The 15,617-nt window shown below is 61.3% G+C and carries 15 protein-coding genes; 5 read left to right on the forward strand and 10 right to left on the reverse strand.

Features of this window, described 5'->3' with window-relative positions:
* Window positions 1-88: 88 nt before the first annotated feature.
* Genes AC4IHP_RS25045 through AC4IHP_RS25055 form a run of 3 tightly spaced genes read right to left on the reverse strand, consistent with a single transcriptional unit; the run spans window position 89 to window position 2,670 of the window.
* A complete protein-coding gene (locus AC4IHP_RS25045; protein WP_460118256.1) occupies window positions 89-1,270 on the reverse strand; it encodes an acetyl-CoA C-acetyltransferase in 1,182 nt (393 codons plus the stop codon).
* 11 nt (window positions 1,271-1,281) lie between these two features.
* Window positions 1,282-1,947, reverse strand: coding sequence for a CoA transferase subunit B (locus AC4IHP_RS25050; RefSeq protein ID WP_039762320.1), 666 nt, complete (start codon window positions 1,945-1,947; stop codon window positions 1,282-1,284).
* Window positions 1,948-1,971: 24 nt separating this feature from the next.
* Window positions 1,972-2,670 (reverse strand): CoA transferase subunit A, encoded by a 699-nt coding sequence (locus AC4IHP_RS25055; protein ID WP_490832995.1) that lies wholly within the window; start codon window positions 2,668-2,670, stop codon window positions 1,972-1,974.
* A 176-nt stretch (window positions 2,671-2,846) separates the two neighbouring features.
* On the opposite strand from AC4IHP_RS25055, the gene AC4IHP_RS25060 reads away from it, so the two are divergent.
* Window positions 2,847-3,743, forward strand: coding sequence for a LysR family transcriptional regulator (locus tag AC4IHP_RS25060; RefSeq protein WP_460118259.1), 897 nt, complete (start codon window positions 2,847-2,849; stop codon window positions 3,741-3,743).
* Window positions 3,744-3,761: 18 nt separating this feature from the next.
* On the opposite strand, the gene AC4IHP_RS25065 is transcribed toward AC4IHP_RS25060, so the two are convergent.
* From AC4IHP_RS25065 to AC4IHP_RS25090, 6 genes are all read right to left on the reverse strand, one after another.
* Window positions 3,762-4,604 carry an NAD-dependent protein deacetylase gene (locus AC4IHP_RS25065; RefSeq protein WP_490832996.1) on the reverse strand — a complete coding sequence of 281 codons (843 nt, stop codon included), beginning with the start codon at window positions 4,602-4,604 and terminating at the stop codon, window positions 3,762-3,764.
* A gap of 54 nt (window positions 4,605-4,658) precedes the next feature.
* Window positions 4,659-5,705 carry a class I SAM-dependent methyltransferase gene (locus AC4IHP_RS25070; RefSeq protein ID WP_460118263.1) on the reverse strand — a complete coding sequence of 349 codons (1,047 nt, stop codon included), beginning with the start codon at window positions 5,703-5,705 and terminating at the stop codon, window positions 4,659-4,661.
* 134 nt (window positions 5,706-5,839) lie between these two features.
* On the reverse strand, window positions 5,840-6,925 hold the full coding sequence (locus tag AC4IHP_RS25075) for an NAD(P)/FAD-dependent oxidoreductase (protein ID WP_490832997.1): 1,086 nt from the start codon (window positions 6,923-6,925) through the stop codon (window positions 5,840-5,842).
* Window positions 6,888-9,071 carry a hypothetical protein gene (locus AC4IHP_RS25080; RefSeq protein WP_460118267.1) on the reverse strand — a complete coding sequence of 728 codons (2,184 nt, stop codon included), beginning with the start codon at window positions 9,069-9,071 and terminating at the stop codon, window positions 6,888-6,890. Before AC4IHP_RS25080 ends, AC4IHP_RS25075 begins: the two co-directional genes overlap by 38 nt.
* A gap of 219 nt (window positions 9,072-9,290) precedes the next feature.
* Window positions 9,291-10,601, reverse strand: a complete 1,311-nt coding sequence (locus AC4IHP_RS25085; protein ID WP_460118269.1) for an ATP-binding protein — start codon at window positions 10,599-10,601, stop codon at window positions 9,291-9,293.
* The gene (locus tag AC4IHP_RS25090; RefSeq protein WP_039762337.1) at window positions 10,598-11,338 is read right to left on the reverse strand and encodes a response regulator; all 741 of its coding nucleotides are present in this window, start codon (window positions 11,336-11,338) and stop codon (window positions 10,598-10,600) included. Before AC4IHP_RS25090 ends, AC4IHP_RS25085 begins: the two co-directional genes overlap by 4 nt.
* 295 nt (window positions 11,339-11,633) lie before the next feature.
* Between AC4IHP_RS25090 and AC4IHP_RS25095 the strand changes: the two genes are divergently transcribed.
* From AC4IHP_RS25095 to AC4IHP_RS25110, 4 genes are all read left to right on the forward strand, one after another.
* The gene (locus AC4IHP_RS25095) at window positions 11,634-11,897 is read left to right on the forward strand and encodes a DUF2790 domain-containing protein (RefSeq protein WP_460118271.1); all 264 of its coding nucleotides are present in this window, start codon (window positions 11,634-11,636) and stop codon (window positions 11,895-11,897) included.
* 33 nt (window positions 11,898-11,930) lie between these two features.
* The gene (locus tag AC4IHP_RS25100) at window positions 11,931-12,353 is read left to right on the forward strand and encodes a hypothetical protein (RefSeq protein ID WP_490832998.1); all 423 of its coding nucleotides are present in this window, start codon (window positions 11,931-11,933) and stop codon (window positions 12,351-12,353) included.
* An 87-nt stretch (window positions 12,354-12,440) separates the two neighbouring features.
* Window positions 12,441-13,652, forward strand: a complete 1,212-nt coding sequence (locus tag AC4IHP_RS25105; RefSeq protein WP_490832999.1) for a cytochrome c biogenesis protein DipZ — start codon at window positions 12,441-12,443, stop codon at window positions 13,650-13,652.
* Window positions 13,653-13,917: 265 nt separating this feature from the next.
* On the forward strand, window positions 13,918-14,730 hold the full coding sequence (locus AC4IHP_RS25110; protein ID WP_460118277.1) for a class I SAM-dependent methyltransferase: 813 nt from the start codon (window positions 13,918-13,920) through the stop codon (window positions 14,728-14,730).
* Window positions 14,731-14,863: 133 nt separating this feature from the next.
* Here the strand turns inward: AC4IHP_RS25110 and pcsA are convergent, their stop codons facing one another.
* Window positions 14,864-15,586, reverse strand: a complete 723-nt coding sequence (gene pcsA, locus AC4IHP_RS25115; RefSeq protein ID WP_490833000.1) for a phosphatidylcholine synthase — start codon at window positions 15,584-15,586, stop codon at window positions 14,864-14,866.
* Between the last annotated feature and the right edge of the window lie 31 nt (window positions 15,587-15,617).

Genomic DNA, 15,617 nt, shown 5'->3' on the forward strand with positions numbered 1-15,617 from the left:
AAACCCGGTGCAACGCAAATCGCACCGGGTTTTTTGTTGCCAGCCAACGGCGGATGTCGTGGATCCGCCGTCAACCTTGAACTCTTTATCAGGCGCGTTCCAGCGCCAAAGCCACGCCCTGACCGCCGCCGATGCACAAGGTCGCCAGACCTTTTTTCGCATCGCGCTTGAGCATTTCATGCAGCAATGTCACCAGCACGCGGCAGCCCGATGCGCCGATCGGATGACCGAGGGCGATGGCGCCGCCGTTGACGTTGACCTTGTTCAGATCCCATTGCAGATCCTTGGCTACGGCCAGCGATTGCGCGGCGAACGCTTCGTTGGCTTCGATCAGGTCGAGCTGATCGATGCTCCAGCCGGCCTTGTCCAGGCAGCGGCGGGTGGCCGATACCGGGCCGATGCCCATGATCGCCGGGTCGACGCCAGCGTTGGCGTAGGCAGCGATTTTCGCCAGAACCGGCAGGCCCAGCGCTTTGGCTTTCTCGGCACTCATCAGAATCACGGCAGCAGCGCCATCGTTCAGCGATGAGGCATTGCCAGCGGTGACGCTACCGTCCTTTTTGAACGCCGGGCGCAATTTCGCCAGAGATTCTGCGGTGGTATCGCCGCGTGGCTGCTCGTCGACCTTGAACGCGACCGGATCGCCTTTGCGCTGTGGGATCAGGATCGGCGTGATTTCCTCAACGAAGCGCCCGGCCTCGATTGCAGCGGCAGCTTTCTGCTGGGACGCGGCAGCAAAGGCGTCCTGCTGTTCGCGGCTGATCTGGTATTTATCGACCAGATTTTCTGCGGTGATGCCCATGTGGTAATCGTTGAACGCATCCCACAGGCCATCGCTGATCATGGTGTCGACGATTTGCGCGTGGCCCATGCGCAGACCGGTGCGGGCGCCCGGCATGATGTAGTTGGAGAGGCTCATGTTTTCCTGACCGCCGGCAATGATCACCTCGGCGTCACCGCAACGGATCGCCTGCGCGCCCAGGTGCAACGCCTTCAGGCCCGAACCGCAGACCTTGTTCAGGGTCATCGCCGGTACTGCGTGGGGCAGACCAGCCTTGATCGCGGCCTGACGCGCCGGATTCTGCCCGGCACCGGCGGTCAGCACCTGACCCATGATCACTTCATCGACCTGCGCACCGTCCAGACCGGTCTGCTCGAGCAACTGGCGGATCACCGCCGCGCCCAGGTCTACAGCGGATACGTTGGCCAGGGAGCCCTGAAAACTGCCGATCGCGGTACGCGTGGCGGCAACAATGACGACGTCTTGCATTTTCGAATTCCTCACTCGGCAGCGAACTGCATTTCCGGTACGTGATCCGGGACGATCAGTTTACCAGCGGTTTTGGCGACGATTTCTTCAACGCTGACGCCAGGTGCGCGTTCTTTGAGGACAAATGCGCCATTTTCGATTTCCAGATAGGCGAGGTCAGTCAGCACGCGCTTGATGCAACCGGCGCCGGTCAGCGGCAGGCTGCATTTGGCCAGCAGCTTGGACTCACCGTCCTTGGACGCGTGGGTCATGATGACAATGATATTGTCGGCGCCGGCCACCAGGTCCATGGCGCCGCCCATGCCCTTGACCAATTTGCCGGGGATCATCCACGAAGCGATGTTGCCTTCAACGTCGACTTCGAACGCACCCAGCACGGTCAGGTCGACGTGGCCGCCACGGATCATCGCGAAGGATTCGGCGGAATTGAAGATCGACGCGCCGATCCGTGCCGTCACCGTTTGTTTACCGGCGTTGATCATGTCGGCATCGATGGTTTCTTCGGTCGGGAACGGACCCATGCCGAGCAGGCCGTTTTCCGATTGCAGCATGACTTCCATGCCTTCGGGGATGTAGTTGGCAACCAGGGTCGGAATACCGATGCCGAGGTTGACGTAGTAGCCGTCCTGCATTTCGCGGGCGACGCGCTGAGCCATTTGTTCGCGGGTAAGTGCCATGTTGTTGTTCTCCGTAGGCCTGAATTATTTGCGGAGGGTGCGCTGTTCGATGCGTTTTTCGAACGTGCCGCAAATGACCCGGTCGACGTAGATGCCCGGGGTGTGGATCTGCGTCGGGTCGAGTTCGCCGGGCTCGACGATTTCTTCGACTTCGACCACGGTGATTTTGCCCGCGGTCGCGGCCAGCGGATTGAAGTTCTGCGCGGTGTGACGGTAAACGACGTTACCGAAATGGTCGGCCTTCCAGCCCTTGACGATGGCAAAGTCGCCGGTGATGGACTCTTCCATCAGGTACTTTCGCCCTTTGAATTCACGCACTTCCTTGCCTTCGGCAACCGGGGTGCCGACGCCTGTGGCAGTGAAGAACGCCGGAATGCCGGCGCCACCTGCGCGCATTTTCTCAGCGAGGGTGCCTTGCGGGGTGAGGATGACTTCGATGTCGCCCTTGAGCAGTTGCTCCTCGAACAGTTTGTTTTCGCCGACGTAGGAGGCAATGACTTTGCTGATCTGGCGGTCGGTGAGCAGCACGCCAAGGCCGAACCCGTCGACGCCGCAGTTGTTGGAGACGACAGTGAGGTCGCGGGTGCCCTTGCGCTTGATCTCCGCGATCAGGTTTTCCGGAATGCCGCACAGGCCGAAGCCGCCGGCGATGACGGTCATGCCGTCTTCCAGCCCGGCCATCGCTTCCTCGTAGGAACTCACACGCTTGTCGAAACCTGCCATAGGCACCTCTTTTATTATTTGCGGGCGGCTGGCTAGCCGAGTGCCTGGAGTGTCTCTCCGTGGAATATATTTGTTAAGTTGATTTTTACGGTTGATTGATTGATAAAGCTCACCAATTGAAAGAGCAATCGCATTACGGCGTGCAGCTTGCCGCTTGCAACTGGAGCACAGCGACCATGACCATCAAACAGATCCGGGCCTTTCTCGCCGTGGCCCATAGCCTGAGCTTCGCCGTGGCCTGCGAGCGTCTGCACCTGTCGCAATCGGCACTGAGCCTGACCATCAAGGCGCTGGAAGAGGGCCTGGGCGGTCGGCTGTTCAGCCGCAACACCCGGAATGTCGCGCTGACCCCGGAAGGCGAATCGCTGTTGCCGCTGGCGCGCCGGTTGATTGCCGACTGGGACAACGCCGAAGACGAAATGCGTCAGCGTTTCAGCCTGCAACGCGGGCGCGTGACGCTGGCGGCGATGCCGTCGTTTGCCGGCAATCTGCTGCCGCCGATCCTCAAGACTTTTCGCGCGCGCTATCCAAACGTCAACGTCACGGTAAACGACGTGATCAACGAACAAGTCCTGGAGATGGTCCGCGATCGCCAAGTCGAGCTTGGCGTGGCGTTCGCACCGATGCAAAGCACTTCGATGACCTTTACGCCGTTGTATGTCGACCGCTTCGTCGCGGTGGTGCCAGCGGACTCCACGTTGGCCAAGCGTGGCGACATCGATTGGCAGACCCTACTGCACGAACCATTCATCACCCTGCAACGGCCATCGACGGTGCGGGTCATGCTGGAAGAGCATCTGCAGGCGCGTGGAATGAAATTGCCGGTGGAATTCGAAAGTCATCAATTGGCAACGGTCGGGCGGATGGTGGCCAGCGGACTCGGGGTCAGCGCGGTGCCGGCATTGTGTGCGGGACAAATGCGCGAACTGGGCGCGCACTGTCTGACCTTGAATGATTCGGTCGAGCGGGCAATTGGCGTGTTGACCGAGCCGGGCAATGAACTGTCGGCGGCGGCGCAGGCCTTGTTCGATATTCTCCAGCAGGAAAACCTGAGCGAACGCCTGTCTCCGTGATCTCCCAGCAGTGGAGTTTCAGGCGTCGAGAAGCTGTGCCAGCAACGGCAGTAGCGCTTCGCATGATCCTTCAATCTTCAAATCGAGCAGATCATCGGCGCGGGTCTTGCCCAGGTTTATCGCAATCAGCGGCTTGCCCCGTTCGGCGATGACCCGGCACAGGCGAAATGCCGAATACGCCATCAACGACGACCCCACCACCAGCAACCCCGCTGCATTCTCGGCAGCCGCCATCGCCCGTGCCGCCGTCGGCTGCGCCACGTTTTCGCCGAAGAACACTACATCCGGCTTCATCCGCTCACCCGCACAGTGAGGACACTGCGGCACCTTGAAGCGCGCTTCGAACGCCGGATCAAGCAAGGTATCGCCATCCGGCGCCTGCACCGCGTCAACCCCGGTCAGGTAGGGATTTTGTGCTTCCATCTGGTGCTGGATCACATCGCGCTGGCTGCGCTGCCCGCAATCCAGACACAGCACACGATCCAGCCTGCCATGCAGTTCGATGACATCGTGGCTACCGGCCTGATCGTGCAGGGTGTCGACGTTCTGCGTGATCAGAGTGCTGATCCGGCCAAGCTGTTGCAATTTCGCCAACGCCTCATGCGCGGCGTTCGGCCGGGCCTGGCGCACGCGCGGCCAGCCGAGCATGGCCCGCGCCCAATAGCGACGGCGTGATTGCGGGGTAGCGAGGAATTCCTGATACATCATTGGCTGCCGCCCGCGACGTACGCCGTCGCTGTCGCGGTAGTCCGGAATTCCCGATGGTGTGCTGATACCGGCGCCCGTCAGCACCAGAAATTGATCCTCGGCCATGGCCTGCAACAGCGTGTCGAAATGTTCGCGGATCGGGCTGTCGAGCATGCTCAGCACTCCAGAATGGGCAGTGCACGCAGGTTAGCACGCGATCCGCATTGGTTACTTGCGCGCCTCCAGTATCAGGTTGAACGGCGTCTGCGTAGCGCGGCGGAATTGCTTGAACCCGGCCTCGGCGAAGACTTTGCGCAGGCGCATTTCCCCGGCTTGCGCACCGAGCCCGAGGCCGACTTCCTGAGACAGCGAGTTGGGCGTGCAGATAAACGTCGAGGCGGCGTAGAACAGACGTCCGACCGCGTTGAGATTGTCGTCCAGTTTGTCGTTGGCAAACGGCTCGACCAGCAATACCGTGCCATCGTCTTTCAGCGACTCATATGCATGGCGAGCCGCCCCTACCGGGTCGCCCATGTCGTGCAGGCAGTCGAAAAAGCAGATCAGGTCATAGTCGCCGCCGGGGTAGTTTTTTGCCGTGCCCTCGAAAAATCTGGCTCGGTTGCCGACGCCGCCTTCTTCGGCGCGTTGCGTGGCCACCGTGATCGACGGCGCGTGAAAATCAAAGCCGACGAACTGCGACTTGGGAAATGCCTGGGCCATGATCACCGTCGACGCTCCGTGGCCGCAGCCGATGTCGGCAACCCTGGCGCCGCGTTCCAGTCTGGCCACCACACCGTCCAGCGCCGGCAGCCATTCAGCGATCAGATGGCCTTTATAGCCTGGGCGGAAGAAACGTTCGGTGCCGCTGAACATACACGGGTGGTGATCGCCCCAGGACAGACCACCATTGCCGCGCATGGCCTTGACCAGTTTGTCCTTGTCATGGAAAAACGATGCCACCACGCCGAGCCCGCCGGCGACGTACACCGGCGAATCCTCCACGGCCAGCGCCAGTGCCTGTTCTTCCGGCAAGCGAAACTGGCCGTCAAGGTGCTCCATGTAGCCGGAAGCTGCGTGAGCGCTGAGCCATTCGCGCACCAGGCGCGGGTTGCAGGTAGTTTTTTCCGCGAGGGCTTCGGGGCTGATCGGTTGGCTGTCGGCCATCGCCCGGTACAGCCCAAGCTCTTCGCCGACGATGACATTGGCCAGCATCGCCGCGCCGCCCATGTCATTGACCAGTTTGCCCATGAATTCGTTGAGTTTCGCCTCATTCATCACGTGTGCTCCTGAAACAGGATCACGGTCCGGCGGCGTTGAATGTCGAGGCAGGCGCCACCGGACGCTGGTCACGGATAGGGGCAGGGCACAGCAGACGTCCTGCGGCCCCCTCGACTGGGTAATGAATGAGTCTAGACTCCTTTTACTCGATCCGTGCCCAGCCATCGGGGCGGGAACGGGTGTTGACCATAGAAACTGCGCAGCTGTGTCAGGTCGTGCTCATACCAGCAGCGCAGCCATCGCTGATACTGTGCTTGTGCGAGGGGGCGCAGTAACGGCCGGGACCAGCCGTCATGAATGGCTTGAGCTGCCTGCATGCCGCTCATCAACGCCTTGAGCACGCCGTGCGATGAAGCCGGGTCGAGCCGGCTTGCAGCATCGCCCACAAGAAAGTAGCCATCACCGGCAACAACCTCGCTTATGCGCCAGCTCACGTCAGCACCCCGTATCGGGCCTGCCTGCGCTAATGCTTGCAGGTTTGCGGGCAATATTCGCAGGGAAGGATTTGCCCCCGGCGCAGCCTCGGTTTCCAGCGTCAGGTGCGTCCAGTGCAGCAACTGTGCCTTGACCTGAGCGATCCAGGTCCAGCCATCAGGGGTCGCCAGCAAATGCGGATGGCTTGCGTAGGGCTCGCAGCGACCCTGCAAATAACCATAGCGAGCCACTAACGCGGGAGAATCGATCTGCACCCTCAGGTGCAGTTTGCGGCCAAGCCAGCCGGTAGCTCCACTGGCGTCGATCAAATACGCGGCGCAAAGGCAGCCGCTGTCGGTCTCCACCCCGATCACTCGACGCCCCTGGGTGAGCACCTGCTGCGCCCGACATGGCTGGTGCACCTCGACCCCCGCAGAAGCCGCTTGCTGCAACAATGCGCTGTCCAGTTGCACGCGGCTGATCTGGAAGCCGCGCCATGGGCCATTTGTATCCGCGCCGAAAGCGTTGAAACAGGCCGGGCCGTTCCAGTGCACCCATTGACCTTCAAAGCGCAGAGTCGACGAGGCACGGAGCAGATCGGCAATGCCGAGTTGCCGCAATAACGGTTCGATCCCCGGGTGCAGGCTTTCGCCGGGGCGGAATCGCGGAAACGCTTGCCGTTCGAGCAAAGCCACGCGCAACCCTCGGCGGGCACAGCTGATGGCACTGGCGCAGCCCGCAGGGCCTGAGCCAATCACCACAACATCAAAGTGCTTCGTCAGCGATCTGCCACGCCTCTGCATCCTGTTTCATCAGGATGGCATCGGCGCTGACGAACAACATGACCTGTCGCTCCACTTCGACGTGACGCAATTTGAAATCATCATCGGCAGTGCTGACAGCCCCGCGCTTGTACATCGAAAAACGCTGCACCCAGCCCTCAAGGACAACGCCGGCTTCCTGCTGGGCCGTATCGAGTTCGTTGTCCGGTTGCTGCACCTCGAGAAACGACAGCAGCGGCCAGGCATTGCGCTGGGCGTTGTCATCGTCAGCGCCAAGCACCTGATAAACCCGATGCATCGAAACGACCCGCCGCTCATACGCGGGTTGTGATGTGCGGCCGGTCAGACTCAGGGAAAAATGCCCGTCCAGGGCGACCTGGGTGTAGTCGGCGTGGGCATAGGCGTGGTACTGGGCGAACAGGCGGTTGTCTTGAGCGATGAGTTGCGGACCCGGCTGATCGTCCCAGGCAATGGCACCGTCCTGGCCGATTTCCTGATCGGTCAACGGGATGATGGTGTGCAGACTTGAACGTGGTTCGAAAACGCGCACCGAGTCCGGTGCCACCCCGGGCCAGAAGGAGCCCAGAGCCGCGCAGATTTTCGCATCTTCGGGAAACGGGCTTGCCATCTGATAGCCGGCCAACACGTTGATCCATTGCGCATCGGGAGTTTTCTGTCGAATCCAGCCTACTTCCCAGCCCGGACCGAAAACCCCGGCAGCGCCGTCGGGCAGCGAGGAAGGTCGCGAACGCTGAGCGAGCGGCATTTGCGACGACGCGCGCAGGCGCGGTTCAGCCGAAGCGACAATCGCCGTCACCCCTCGATCCTTGTCAGAAAACAACTGATCCTTGAGATTCAGGTTGGCGCAATACCGCACGTTGGAAAGCGCTTCGAGGCGGGCGTGCCAAATGTCGGGATCGGGGAAAAGCGGCTCCTCGCGGACCCAGCGCAGCAGTTTGCGCTGACTGCACAGTGGGTAAAAATCCGGAGGGCCGATAATCGAATAGGCAGCCACCGTCGGCAGCAGGTCGCTCAGCGCCGCGCAGTGTGGCCGGACCCATCCGTCAGCGGTCGCGTCCTGATAGTGCAGGGCCTCATAACCGCCCTCACGCACCAGCGCTTCGACATCGGGGTGATTGTTCAAATCGTCGATGCTGCCGTCTGCGTCAACCTTGTGTCGGCCATGCACCATGCCGCCGGTGTTGGCTGGCATCAGAAACGATAGCGGTCGGCCCTCGAGTCTGGCGGGCTCGACCAGCCGTGCCTTCGGCTCTGGCAACAGCAGCCCGGTGCCGAAATCCTCAACAGTTGCCCAGGCAGCCAGATCATCGGTCACGACAAAGGGCGGCTGGCTGATCTGCGGTTCCGCCCAGCCGGTGCCACTGTGACGTAAATGGATGTGCCGCAACTTCTCGTTGATCTGATGATTTTCCAGTGTCACCGCCAGTTGCAGGCCCGCCAGACACTGGTCGCCATCGAACAGTTTGTGCAGCGGCACCCAGAAATCCAGCCCCGGATCGACTTCAGCCTGAAAATCCATCGGCCCGAAGCGCTGCGCATCACCGCGCAGTTGCATGGCAATGTACGCGCTGTAGCGCACCGGCATGACCCGGATGCCATGCACGTCGCCGTCGACAAAGGGCAGGAAGCATCGTTGTCTGGCGTCATACCGGGCAGGCACAGTGCCGACGCGGGCAATGCCGGTGCGCGAAAAACACAGATCGGCGTGTCGGCCGTGTACGGTGTCGGCCGCGCAGCGATATTCACTGGCATAGGCCACCACCGCCAGGGGCGCGCCAGCGGCGGTCAGCCGTAGTTGATCGAGGGTGGGCGGGGCGATGCTGTAGACATAGTTCAGAACGGTTTCGATCTCGCCCGGAGTCGGAAACAGCCGCAGATCCGTTCCGGTTTCGTCGACGGTCACTTGCGGTGATGCCAGCGCGTGATACAGCAAGCTGCGCGAGGGCGCCGCCGCTTCGATTGCGCAGACTCCGTCGGGGTCGAAATCTTCGAATCCGTTCAGGCAGCGATCAACCGTCAGTGGTCGTCGCAGCTCGGCTGCCAGCGGCTCTGCCAACAGATCAAGGCCGTGGGCCAACATCAGCGAACGCCAGCCGCCGGGCGCCAGCCGATGACATACCTGGGTGACGGATTCGAGCAGAGTCATGGCTGATCCTCGTTACGGTTCGCGAGCCGTCATCAGACGACACAAGACTGACGCCTCGCTACTGTCAGGTCTGACAGTAGCGAGGCGTCAGCAGATGCATAACCATAGGGGTCTTCGCCTGGGCGCAACAGTCGGGAGATTCCGGTGAGGTTGTAGGCAGATGCCTGCTGTTCGGATGGAAACAGCAGGGGGGCAGGAGGGAAATTTAAACAGTGGCTGTCAGCCGTGCAGCGGCAACTTCAGTTCAGCGCACAACCCACCGCCTTCACGGTTGCTCAACATCAGCGAACCACCCAGCGCCATCGCTAACTGTTGGGCGATCGCCAGACCGAGCCCGGTGCCGCCGGTGTCGCGATTGCGCGAGTTTTCTACGCGGTAGAACGGTTCCAGAACCTGCGCCAGTTCGGCCTCGGCGATGCCCGGGCCGCGATCAAGGACTTTCACCGACAGGCTGTTGCCCTGCGCTTCGACCTGCAATTGCGCGGCGCCGGCGAATTTGAGGGCGTTGTCGGTCAGGTTCACCAGGACCCGGCGCAGCGCTTGCGGGCGGGTTTCGATCACCGCTTTGCTTTTGCCGCCGAGCTGCACGTCCTTGCCCATGTCCTGATAGTCGAAGACCAGGCTGTCGAGGAACGAGTCGAGATCGGTACGGCGGCTTTCTTCGGTGGCGCCATGAATGCTGCGGGCGTAGGCCACGCCTTCGCGCACCAGATGTTCGATCTCACCGAGGTCGCTGCTCAGTTTGTCTTTCTCGACCGAGTCGTCCATGAATTCCGCGCGCAACTTCATCCGGGTGATCGGCGTTTGCAGGTCATGGGAAATCGCCGCCAGCAGTTGCATGCGCTCTTTCAGGTAAACGGCGATGCGCGTCTGCATGGCGTTGAAAGCCCGCGCCGCGTGGACCACTTCGGTCGGCCCTTGCTCGTCGAGTTTGATCGGGTGGGCGTTGGGGTCGAGAGTCTCCACGGCATTGGCGAGGCGGGTGAGGGGACGGATGGCAATGCGCACGGCCAGCCAGGTGCAGAGAATCAGCAGCGCCAATTGGCCGAGCAACACCACTGGCAACCACGGCGACAACGGCACCATCGCCGGGCGGATATCGATGGTCACCGGGCTGCCGTCGCTCAGGCGCAGGTGGCCCTGGAAATGTCGTCTCGGCCCACCGGGAACCTCGGTAAACACGATGGGATAAGTGTCGCCGATGGCCGCGGTGATCGAGGCAATGGCCACGGACTCTTCAGCCGAGGTCACCGGCATGCCCGGTTCGCCCTCGTTGAGCAGATAGCCGTAGTTGCGCCGGGCCAGGCGTGGGAGCCAGGCCTCGCGTTCGGCGGCCGGCAGGCGATCGAGGATCGCCATCGAAGTCGAGACGTCGGTTTCGAGGTTGCCGAGCATGGTGCTTTTCGCGCTCTGGTAACGCTCGTAATACTGCGCGCCGAACGACAGACCCTGCGCCAGAATCAGCCCGATCAGAAAGATCAGCGACAGGCGCGAGGCGAGGGTACGCGGCCATTGCAGCTTGAGTTTCATGCCGACGCCCCGAGCAGTTCGACCGGCAGCGAAAACACATAACCTTCACTGCGCACGGTCTTGATATAGGCCGGCTCGCGGGCATCGTCGAGCAGACGTTGGCGCAAGCGGCTGACCAGCAGATCGATGGAGCGATCGAACAGATCGGCCTCGCGGCCCTGGGTCAGGTTGAGCAGTTGATCGCGGCTGAGCACTCGTTGCGGGTGGTCGAGAAAAACCCGCAACAAGCGGTATTCGGCGCCGCTGAGAGCAACCATGGTGCCGTCGCTGTCGAGCAGGTGCCGCGCCGAGGTGTCCAGCTGCCAACGACCGAACGCCAGCAGGCGTCCGGCTTCGGTGACCACCAGATTCGGCGGCAACATGCGTGTGCGGCGCAACACGGCGTTGATCCGCGCCAGCAGTTCACGGGCGGCGAAGGGTTTGGTCAGGTAATCGTCGGCGCCCATTTCCAGGCCGATGATGCGATCGGTCTCATCGTTGCGCGCGGTGAGCATCAGCACCGGCGTCGCCTTGTGTTTGCCGACTCGCAATTCGCGGCACAACTGCAGGCCATCGTCGCCGGGCATCATGATGTCGAGCACGATCAGATCGACAGTATTGGCATCGAGAAAACTGCGCATCTGCCGGCCATCGGCGACGACTGTCGTGCGTAGACCGTTTTTCTTCAGGTAATTGCCTACCAGTTCACGGATCTCGCGGTCGTCGTCGACGATGAGAATGTGATCGACATGTTCCATCGGTTCAAGCCTCTTTAAAGGGGAATGCCGTGCAGTCTATAGCGCCGTTGACCGCACGCCTGCCTGCCTTTGTATTGCAGTGTATCTGCCGCGACGGCGGATACACGCCGACGCAAAAACGCGATTTTCTACGGGTTTTGTATCGCTGTGTATCTACACACGGCGTGGATACACAACGAGTGATTCTCGTCCTTTCCTGACACAGACGCGATACCTCGAAGGCCTCAAATAGGCTCCATCGAGGCACACACAGAGCGCCTCGGCTCAAACCCACTGAAGCCTTGAGGACTACACCATGAACAACAAATCCGTAATCGCCGCCTGCCTGTTCGCCGCTCTGAACATCTGCACCCTGTCGGCCCACGCCGAAGCTGACGTCAGCCGGCAAACCTACACCTACGGCACCCATCTGGATATCCAGAAAGTGCTGTCGATGACTGAGGACACTTCGGTGACCTGCGGCATCACCGAGGCGCGCATGACCTACCTCGATTCCGCCGGCAAAACCCGCGAGCTGGATTACAGCAAATTCGCTGACGGCTGCAACAACCAGAACTGAGTCACCCCCACTTTTTCTGCAAGGAGTTTTGCCATGAACAACGTCTCGCGCTTTCTGACCGCAGCAGCCTTCGCCTTCACCGGTGCCGCCGCCCACGCCAACACTGCTGTAGAACAAAGCAGTTGCGCCAGCAGCACCTGCTTCCAGCTGACCACCGTGGCGAAGGAGGGCAGCGATGCGTTGATCGCCGCTGACGGCTCGAGCCGCACACCGCAGGGACAGACGCTTGCCGCTGACGGCTCCAGCCGCACACCGCAAGGGCAGACGCTTGCCGCTGACGGCTCCAGCCGCACACCGCAAGGGCAGACGTTTGCCGCTGACGGCTCAAGCCGCACTCCGCAAGGCCAGATGGTTGCCGCTGATGGTTCCAGCCGTACACCGCAGGGCCAACTGGTTGCGGAGAACGGTGCCAGCCGCACACCGCAAGGGCAGCTGCTCGACGGCCAGAGCGCATGAGGCACGGCTTAGACAAAGCAGGCTAGCGAGGGGGCGTTTCCCTCGCTGCCCGGTTGCGTGCCCAGCCCCCCTTTCAAGGTGACCCCTATGTACCTCATCGCATTTCTCGGCGGTCTGCTGACCGTCCTCAGTCCGTGCATCCTGCCGGTGGTACCGTTTCTGTTCGCTGGCGCCAACCGAACACGTTCCTCGATCTTGCTGACTCTCGGCGGCATGGCGTTGACCTTTGCGCTGATCTCCAGCCTCGCCGTGGTCAGCAGCGAGTGGGTGATTCAGGCCAGCAACACCGGCCGCCACGTTGCCCTGTTCGTCATGGCGCTGTTCGCCCTGTCGCTGATCTCTGCCCGCGTTGGTGACTGGCTGACCCGGCCCTTTGTCGCGCTGGGCAATCGCCTCGATCAGGACACCCGTAAACGTGCGGGGCCGATGGGCTCGATCATGCTCGGTGTCGCCACCGGCCTGTTGTGGGCGCCTTGTGCCGGGCCGATCCTTGGAGTGATTCTCACCGGCGCGATGTTGCAAGGCGCCAATGCCCAGACCAGCCTGTTGCTGCTGGCTTACGGCGTCGGCAGTGCCTTGTCGCTCGGTACGTTGATCTTCGCCGGGCGCGGGTTGGTCAATCGTCTGAAACCGTCGATCCCGTTCAGTGGCTGGTTGCGTCGCGGTGCCGGCGTTGCAGTGCTTGCTACGGTCGCGGTGATTGCGACGGGCGCCGACAAAACCCTGCTCGCCAGCACCTCTTCGGAAGGCGTGGCCAGCGTCGAGAAAAACGTTCTGGAAAACGTGCCGAAAGTGGTCGACTACTTCGTCAGCAAGGTCCGCGCCGATTCGATGATGGACGAAGCCCAGGGCGCGATGCCGTCGCTGTCGGGCGCCGTGCAGTGGCTCAATTCACCAGAGCTCAGTGCCCAATCCCTGCGCGGCAAAGTGGTGCTGGTGGACTTCTGGACCTACGACTGCATCAACTGCCAGCACACCCTGCCGTACGTCAAAGACTGGGCGAAGAAATACGAGAAGGACGGCCTGGTGGTGATCGGCGTGCATACGCCTGAATACGGCTACGAGCGCATCATCGACAACGTCAAGGATCAGGTGAAAAAGCTCGGCATTACCTACCCGGTAGCGATCGACAACGACTATGCGATCTGGCGCCACTTCGACAATCAATACTGGCCGGCGCATTACCTGATCGACGCCAAGGGCCAGGTGCGTTACAGCCACTTCGGCGAAGGTCGCTATGCAGAGCAGGAGCAGATGATCAAGCAGTTGCTGGAGGAGGCCAAGGCACCGGCCGCCTGATCAAAACAACGCAATGGCTCATAGGTCGCGGACCATGAGCCATTTGGCTTTTTCCTGATTAGCTGCGTCGGCATGCGTCTGAAACTCGTTGCGCGGATCAACCTGTTTCAGCACCTTGACAGATTTCCGCCGCTCATCGGCAAAGTGCCCGGTTTACGGGGTTGGCGGACGATTGACAGGGACGCCGGGCAGCCTCGGCGCGATAGTGAGCAAGCACGGTCCGCGTCGCAGCCTGTGCTTTCTCTCTGCCACGGAGCTCGCTGTCATGAGTACCCCGATTGATCTCACTGCCCTGAAGGAACGTCAGAAAGTCGCTTGGGCCAGTGGCGACTACGCCGTGATCGGCACGACGTTGCAAATTGTCGGCGAAAGCCTCGCCGAGGCCTGCGATCTGCGCTGTGATGAGGACGTGCTGGATGTCGCCGCCGGTAACGGCAATGCAACTCTGGCAGCGGCGCGGCGCGGTTGTGTGGTGACCTCGACCGATTACGTCGCCGCACTCCTGGAGCGTGGCCAGGACCGCGCACGGGCCGAGCATCTGGAGGTGATTTTTCAGGTAGCCGATGCCGAGGCGCTGCCGTTTCCCGACGAGAGCTACGACGCCGTACTGTCCACGTTTGGCGTAATGTTCGCGCCCGATCAGGTGACCGCTGCGAGTGAGCTGGGGCGGGTTTGTCGTCGCGGCGGGCGGATCGGCATGGCGAACTGGACGCCGGAGGGTTTTGTCGGGCAGATGTTCAAGATCCTCGGCCAGCATCTGCCTCCGCCAGCAGTGGCTCAGCCGCCGTCGAACTGGGGCTCGGATGCGTGGCTGCACAAGCAGTTCGATGATCGCGATTTTCTTGTTCGGGTAACACGCAGCCAGTTCAATTTCCGCTATCGCTCGGCGGCGCATTTCATTGACATCTTTCGCCACTGGTACGGGCCGGTGCACAAGGCATTTGCGGTGTTGTCGCCAGAGGCCGGGCAGGTGTTGGAGGATGATCTGACCGAGTTGCTCAACCGATCGAATCGAGCGGGGGAGGCGTCGCTGGTGGTGCCGAGTGAGTATCTGGAGGTGGTGATTACCAAGCGCTAGCCCACATCGGATCTCCTGATCGATGAAGATCTCTGTGGGAGCGAGCCTGCTCGCGAAAGCGGTGTGCCAGCCAACCTTTATGTTGATGGAACCACCGCATTCGCGAGCAGGCTCGCTCCCACAGGGGATGTGCTTATTTCAAATGGCTGCGATCAAACCACTCCAGCGCCGTGCGCCAGATGCAGATCCCCAGGAAATAAGCCGACATCAGCAACCACAAACCCATCACCATCGGGTTGATCACTGGGTGATTGAGTACCAGCGACAGACTGCACAACAGCCAGATCGCCGTCACCGCGATATTGATTGGCATGAAACGCCGCACGCGGAACGGGTGCAGGAACTTCATCCGTGTCACCGTCAGCAATGCCAGACCGATCACGGTTAGAAAGGTGATCCACGGTCCTGGGCCAATGATGTACAGGCACAGCGCAACCACGTTCCAGGCGGCCGGGAAGCCGACAAAATAGTTGTCCTTGCTCTTCATGTTGACGTTGCAAAAGCAGAACAGCGACGACACCAGAATCACTGACACCGTCAGCAGCAAGGTGTAATCGGGCAGGGGAATGTAGCGGTAGATAAACAGTGCCGGAATGAATACATACGTCAGGTAGTCGATCACCAGATCGAGGATCGAACCATCGAAACTCGGCAGCACCGATTGCACATTGACCTTGCGCGCCAGTGCACCATCGAGACCGTCGACGATCAGCGCTACGCCCAGCCACATCAGGCAATGGATCGGCTGGTTTTCCAGCAGGGCGAGGGTCGCCAGAAAGGCTGTGACCACGCCGGTCGCGGTAAAACCATGGGCGCCCCATGCTTTGAGCCTGGCGATGTGTACGGTGGATATCACGGGGGCGTTCTCCAGAAAGTGAAGCAAGCCG

The sequence above is a fragment of the Pseudomonas sp. UF-293 genome (genome assembly GCF_058245595.1).

What these genes read in the sequence shown, in the direction of transcription:
- AC4IHP_RS25110 (WP_460118277.1), top strand. Translation starts at nt 13,918, where the DNA reads ATGAGTACCCCGATTGATCTCACTGCCCTGAAGGAACGTCAGAAAGTC.
- AC4IHP_RS25090 (WP_039762337.1), bottom strand. Translation starts at nt 11,338, where the DNA reads ATGGAACATGTCGATCACATTCTCATCGTCGACGACGACCGCGAGATC.
- AC4IHP_RS25065 (WP_490832996.1), bottom strand. Translation starts at nt 4,604, where the DNA reads ATGCTCGACAGCCCGATCCGCGAACATTTCGACACGCTGTTGCAGGCC.
- AC4IHP_RS25050 (WP_039762320.1), bottom strand. Translation starts at nt 1,947, where the DNA reads ATGGCACTTACCCGCGAACAAATGGCTCAGCGCGTCGCCCGCGAAATG.
- AC4IHP_RS25045 (WP_460118256.1), bottom strand. Translation starts at nt 1,270, where the DNA reads ATGCAAGACGTCGTCATTGTTGCCGCCACGCGTACCGCGATCGGCAGT.
- AC4IHP_RS25105 (WP_490832999.1), top strand. Translation starts at nt 12,441, where the DNA reads ATGTACCTCATCGCATTTCTCGGCGGTCTGCTGACCGTCCTCAGTCCG.
- AC4IHP_RS25070 (WP_460118263.1), bottom strand. Translation starts at nt 5,705, where the DNA reads ATGAATGAGGCGAAACTCAACGAATTCATGGGCAAACTGGTCAATGAC.
- AC4IHP_RS25055 (WP_490832995.1), bottom strand. Translation starts at nt 2,670, where the DNA reads ATGGCAGGTTTCGACAAGCGTGTGAGTTCCTACGAGGAAGCGATGGCC.
- AC4IHP_RS25060 (WP_460118259.1), top strand. Translation starts at nt 2,847, where the DNA reads ATGACCATCAAACAGATCCGGGCCTTTCTCGCCGTGGCCCATAGCCTG.
- AC4IHP_RS25095 (WP_460118271.1), top strand. Translation starts at nt 11,634, where the DNA reads ATGAACAACAAATCCGTAATCGCCGCCTGCCTGTTCGCCGCTCTGAAC.
- AC4IHP_RS25080 (WP_460118267.1), bottom strand. Translation starts at nt 9,071, where the DNA reads ATGACTCTGCTCGAATCCGTCACCCAGGTATGTCATCGGCTGGCGCCC.
- AC4IHP_RS25100 (WP_490832998.1), top strand. Translation starts at nt 11,931, where the DNA reads ATGAACAACGTCTCGCGCTTTCTGACCGCAGCAGCCTTCGCCTTCACC.
- AC4IHP_RS25085 (WP_460118269.1), bottom strand. Translation starts at nt 10,601, where the DNA reads ATGAAACTCAAGCTGCAATGGCCGCGTACCCTCGCCTCGCGCCTGTCG.
- AC4IHP_RS25075 (WP_490832997.1), bottom strand. Translation starts at nt 6,925, where the DNA reads ATGCAGAGGCGTGGCAGATCGCTGACGAAGCACTTTGATGTTGTGGTG.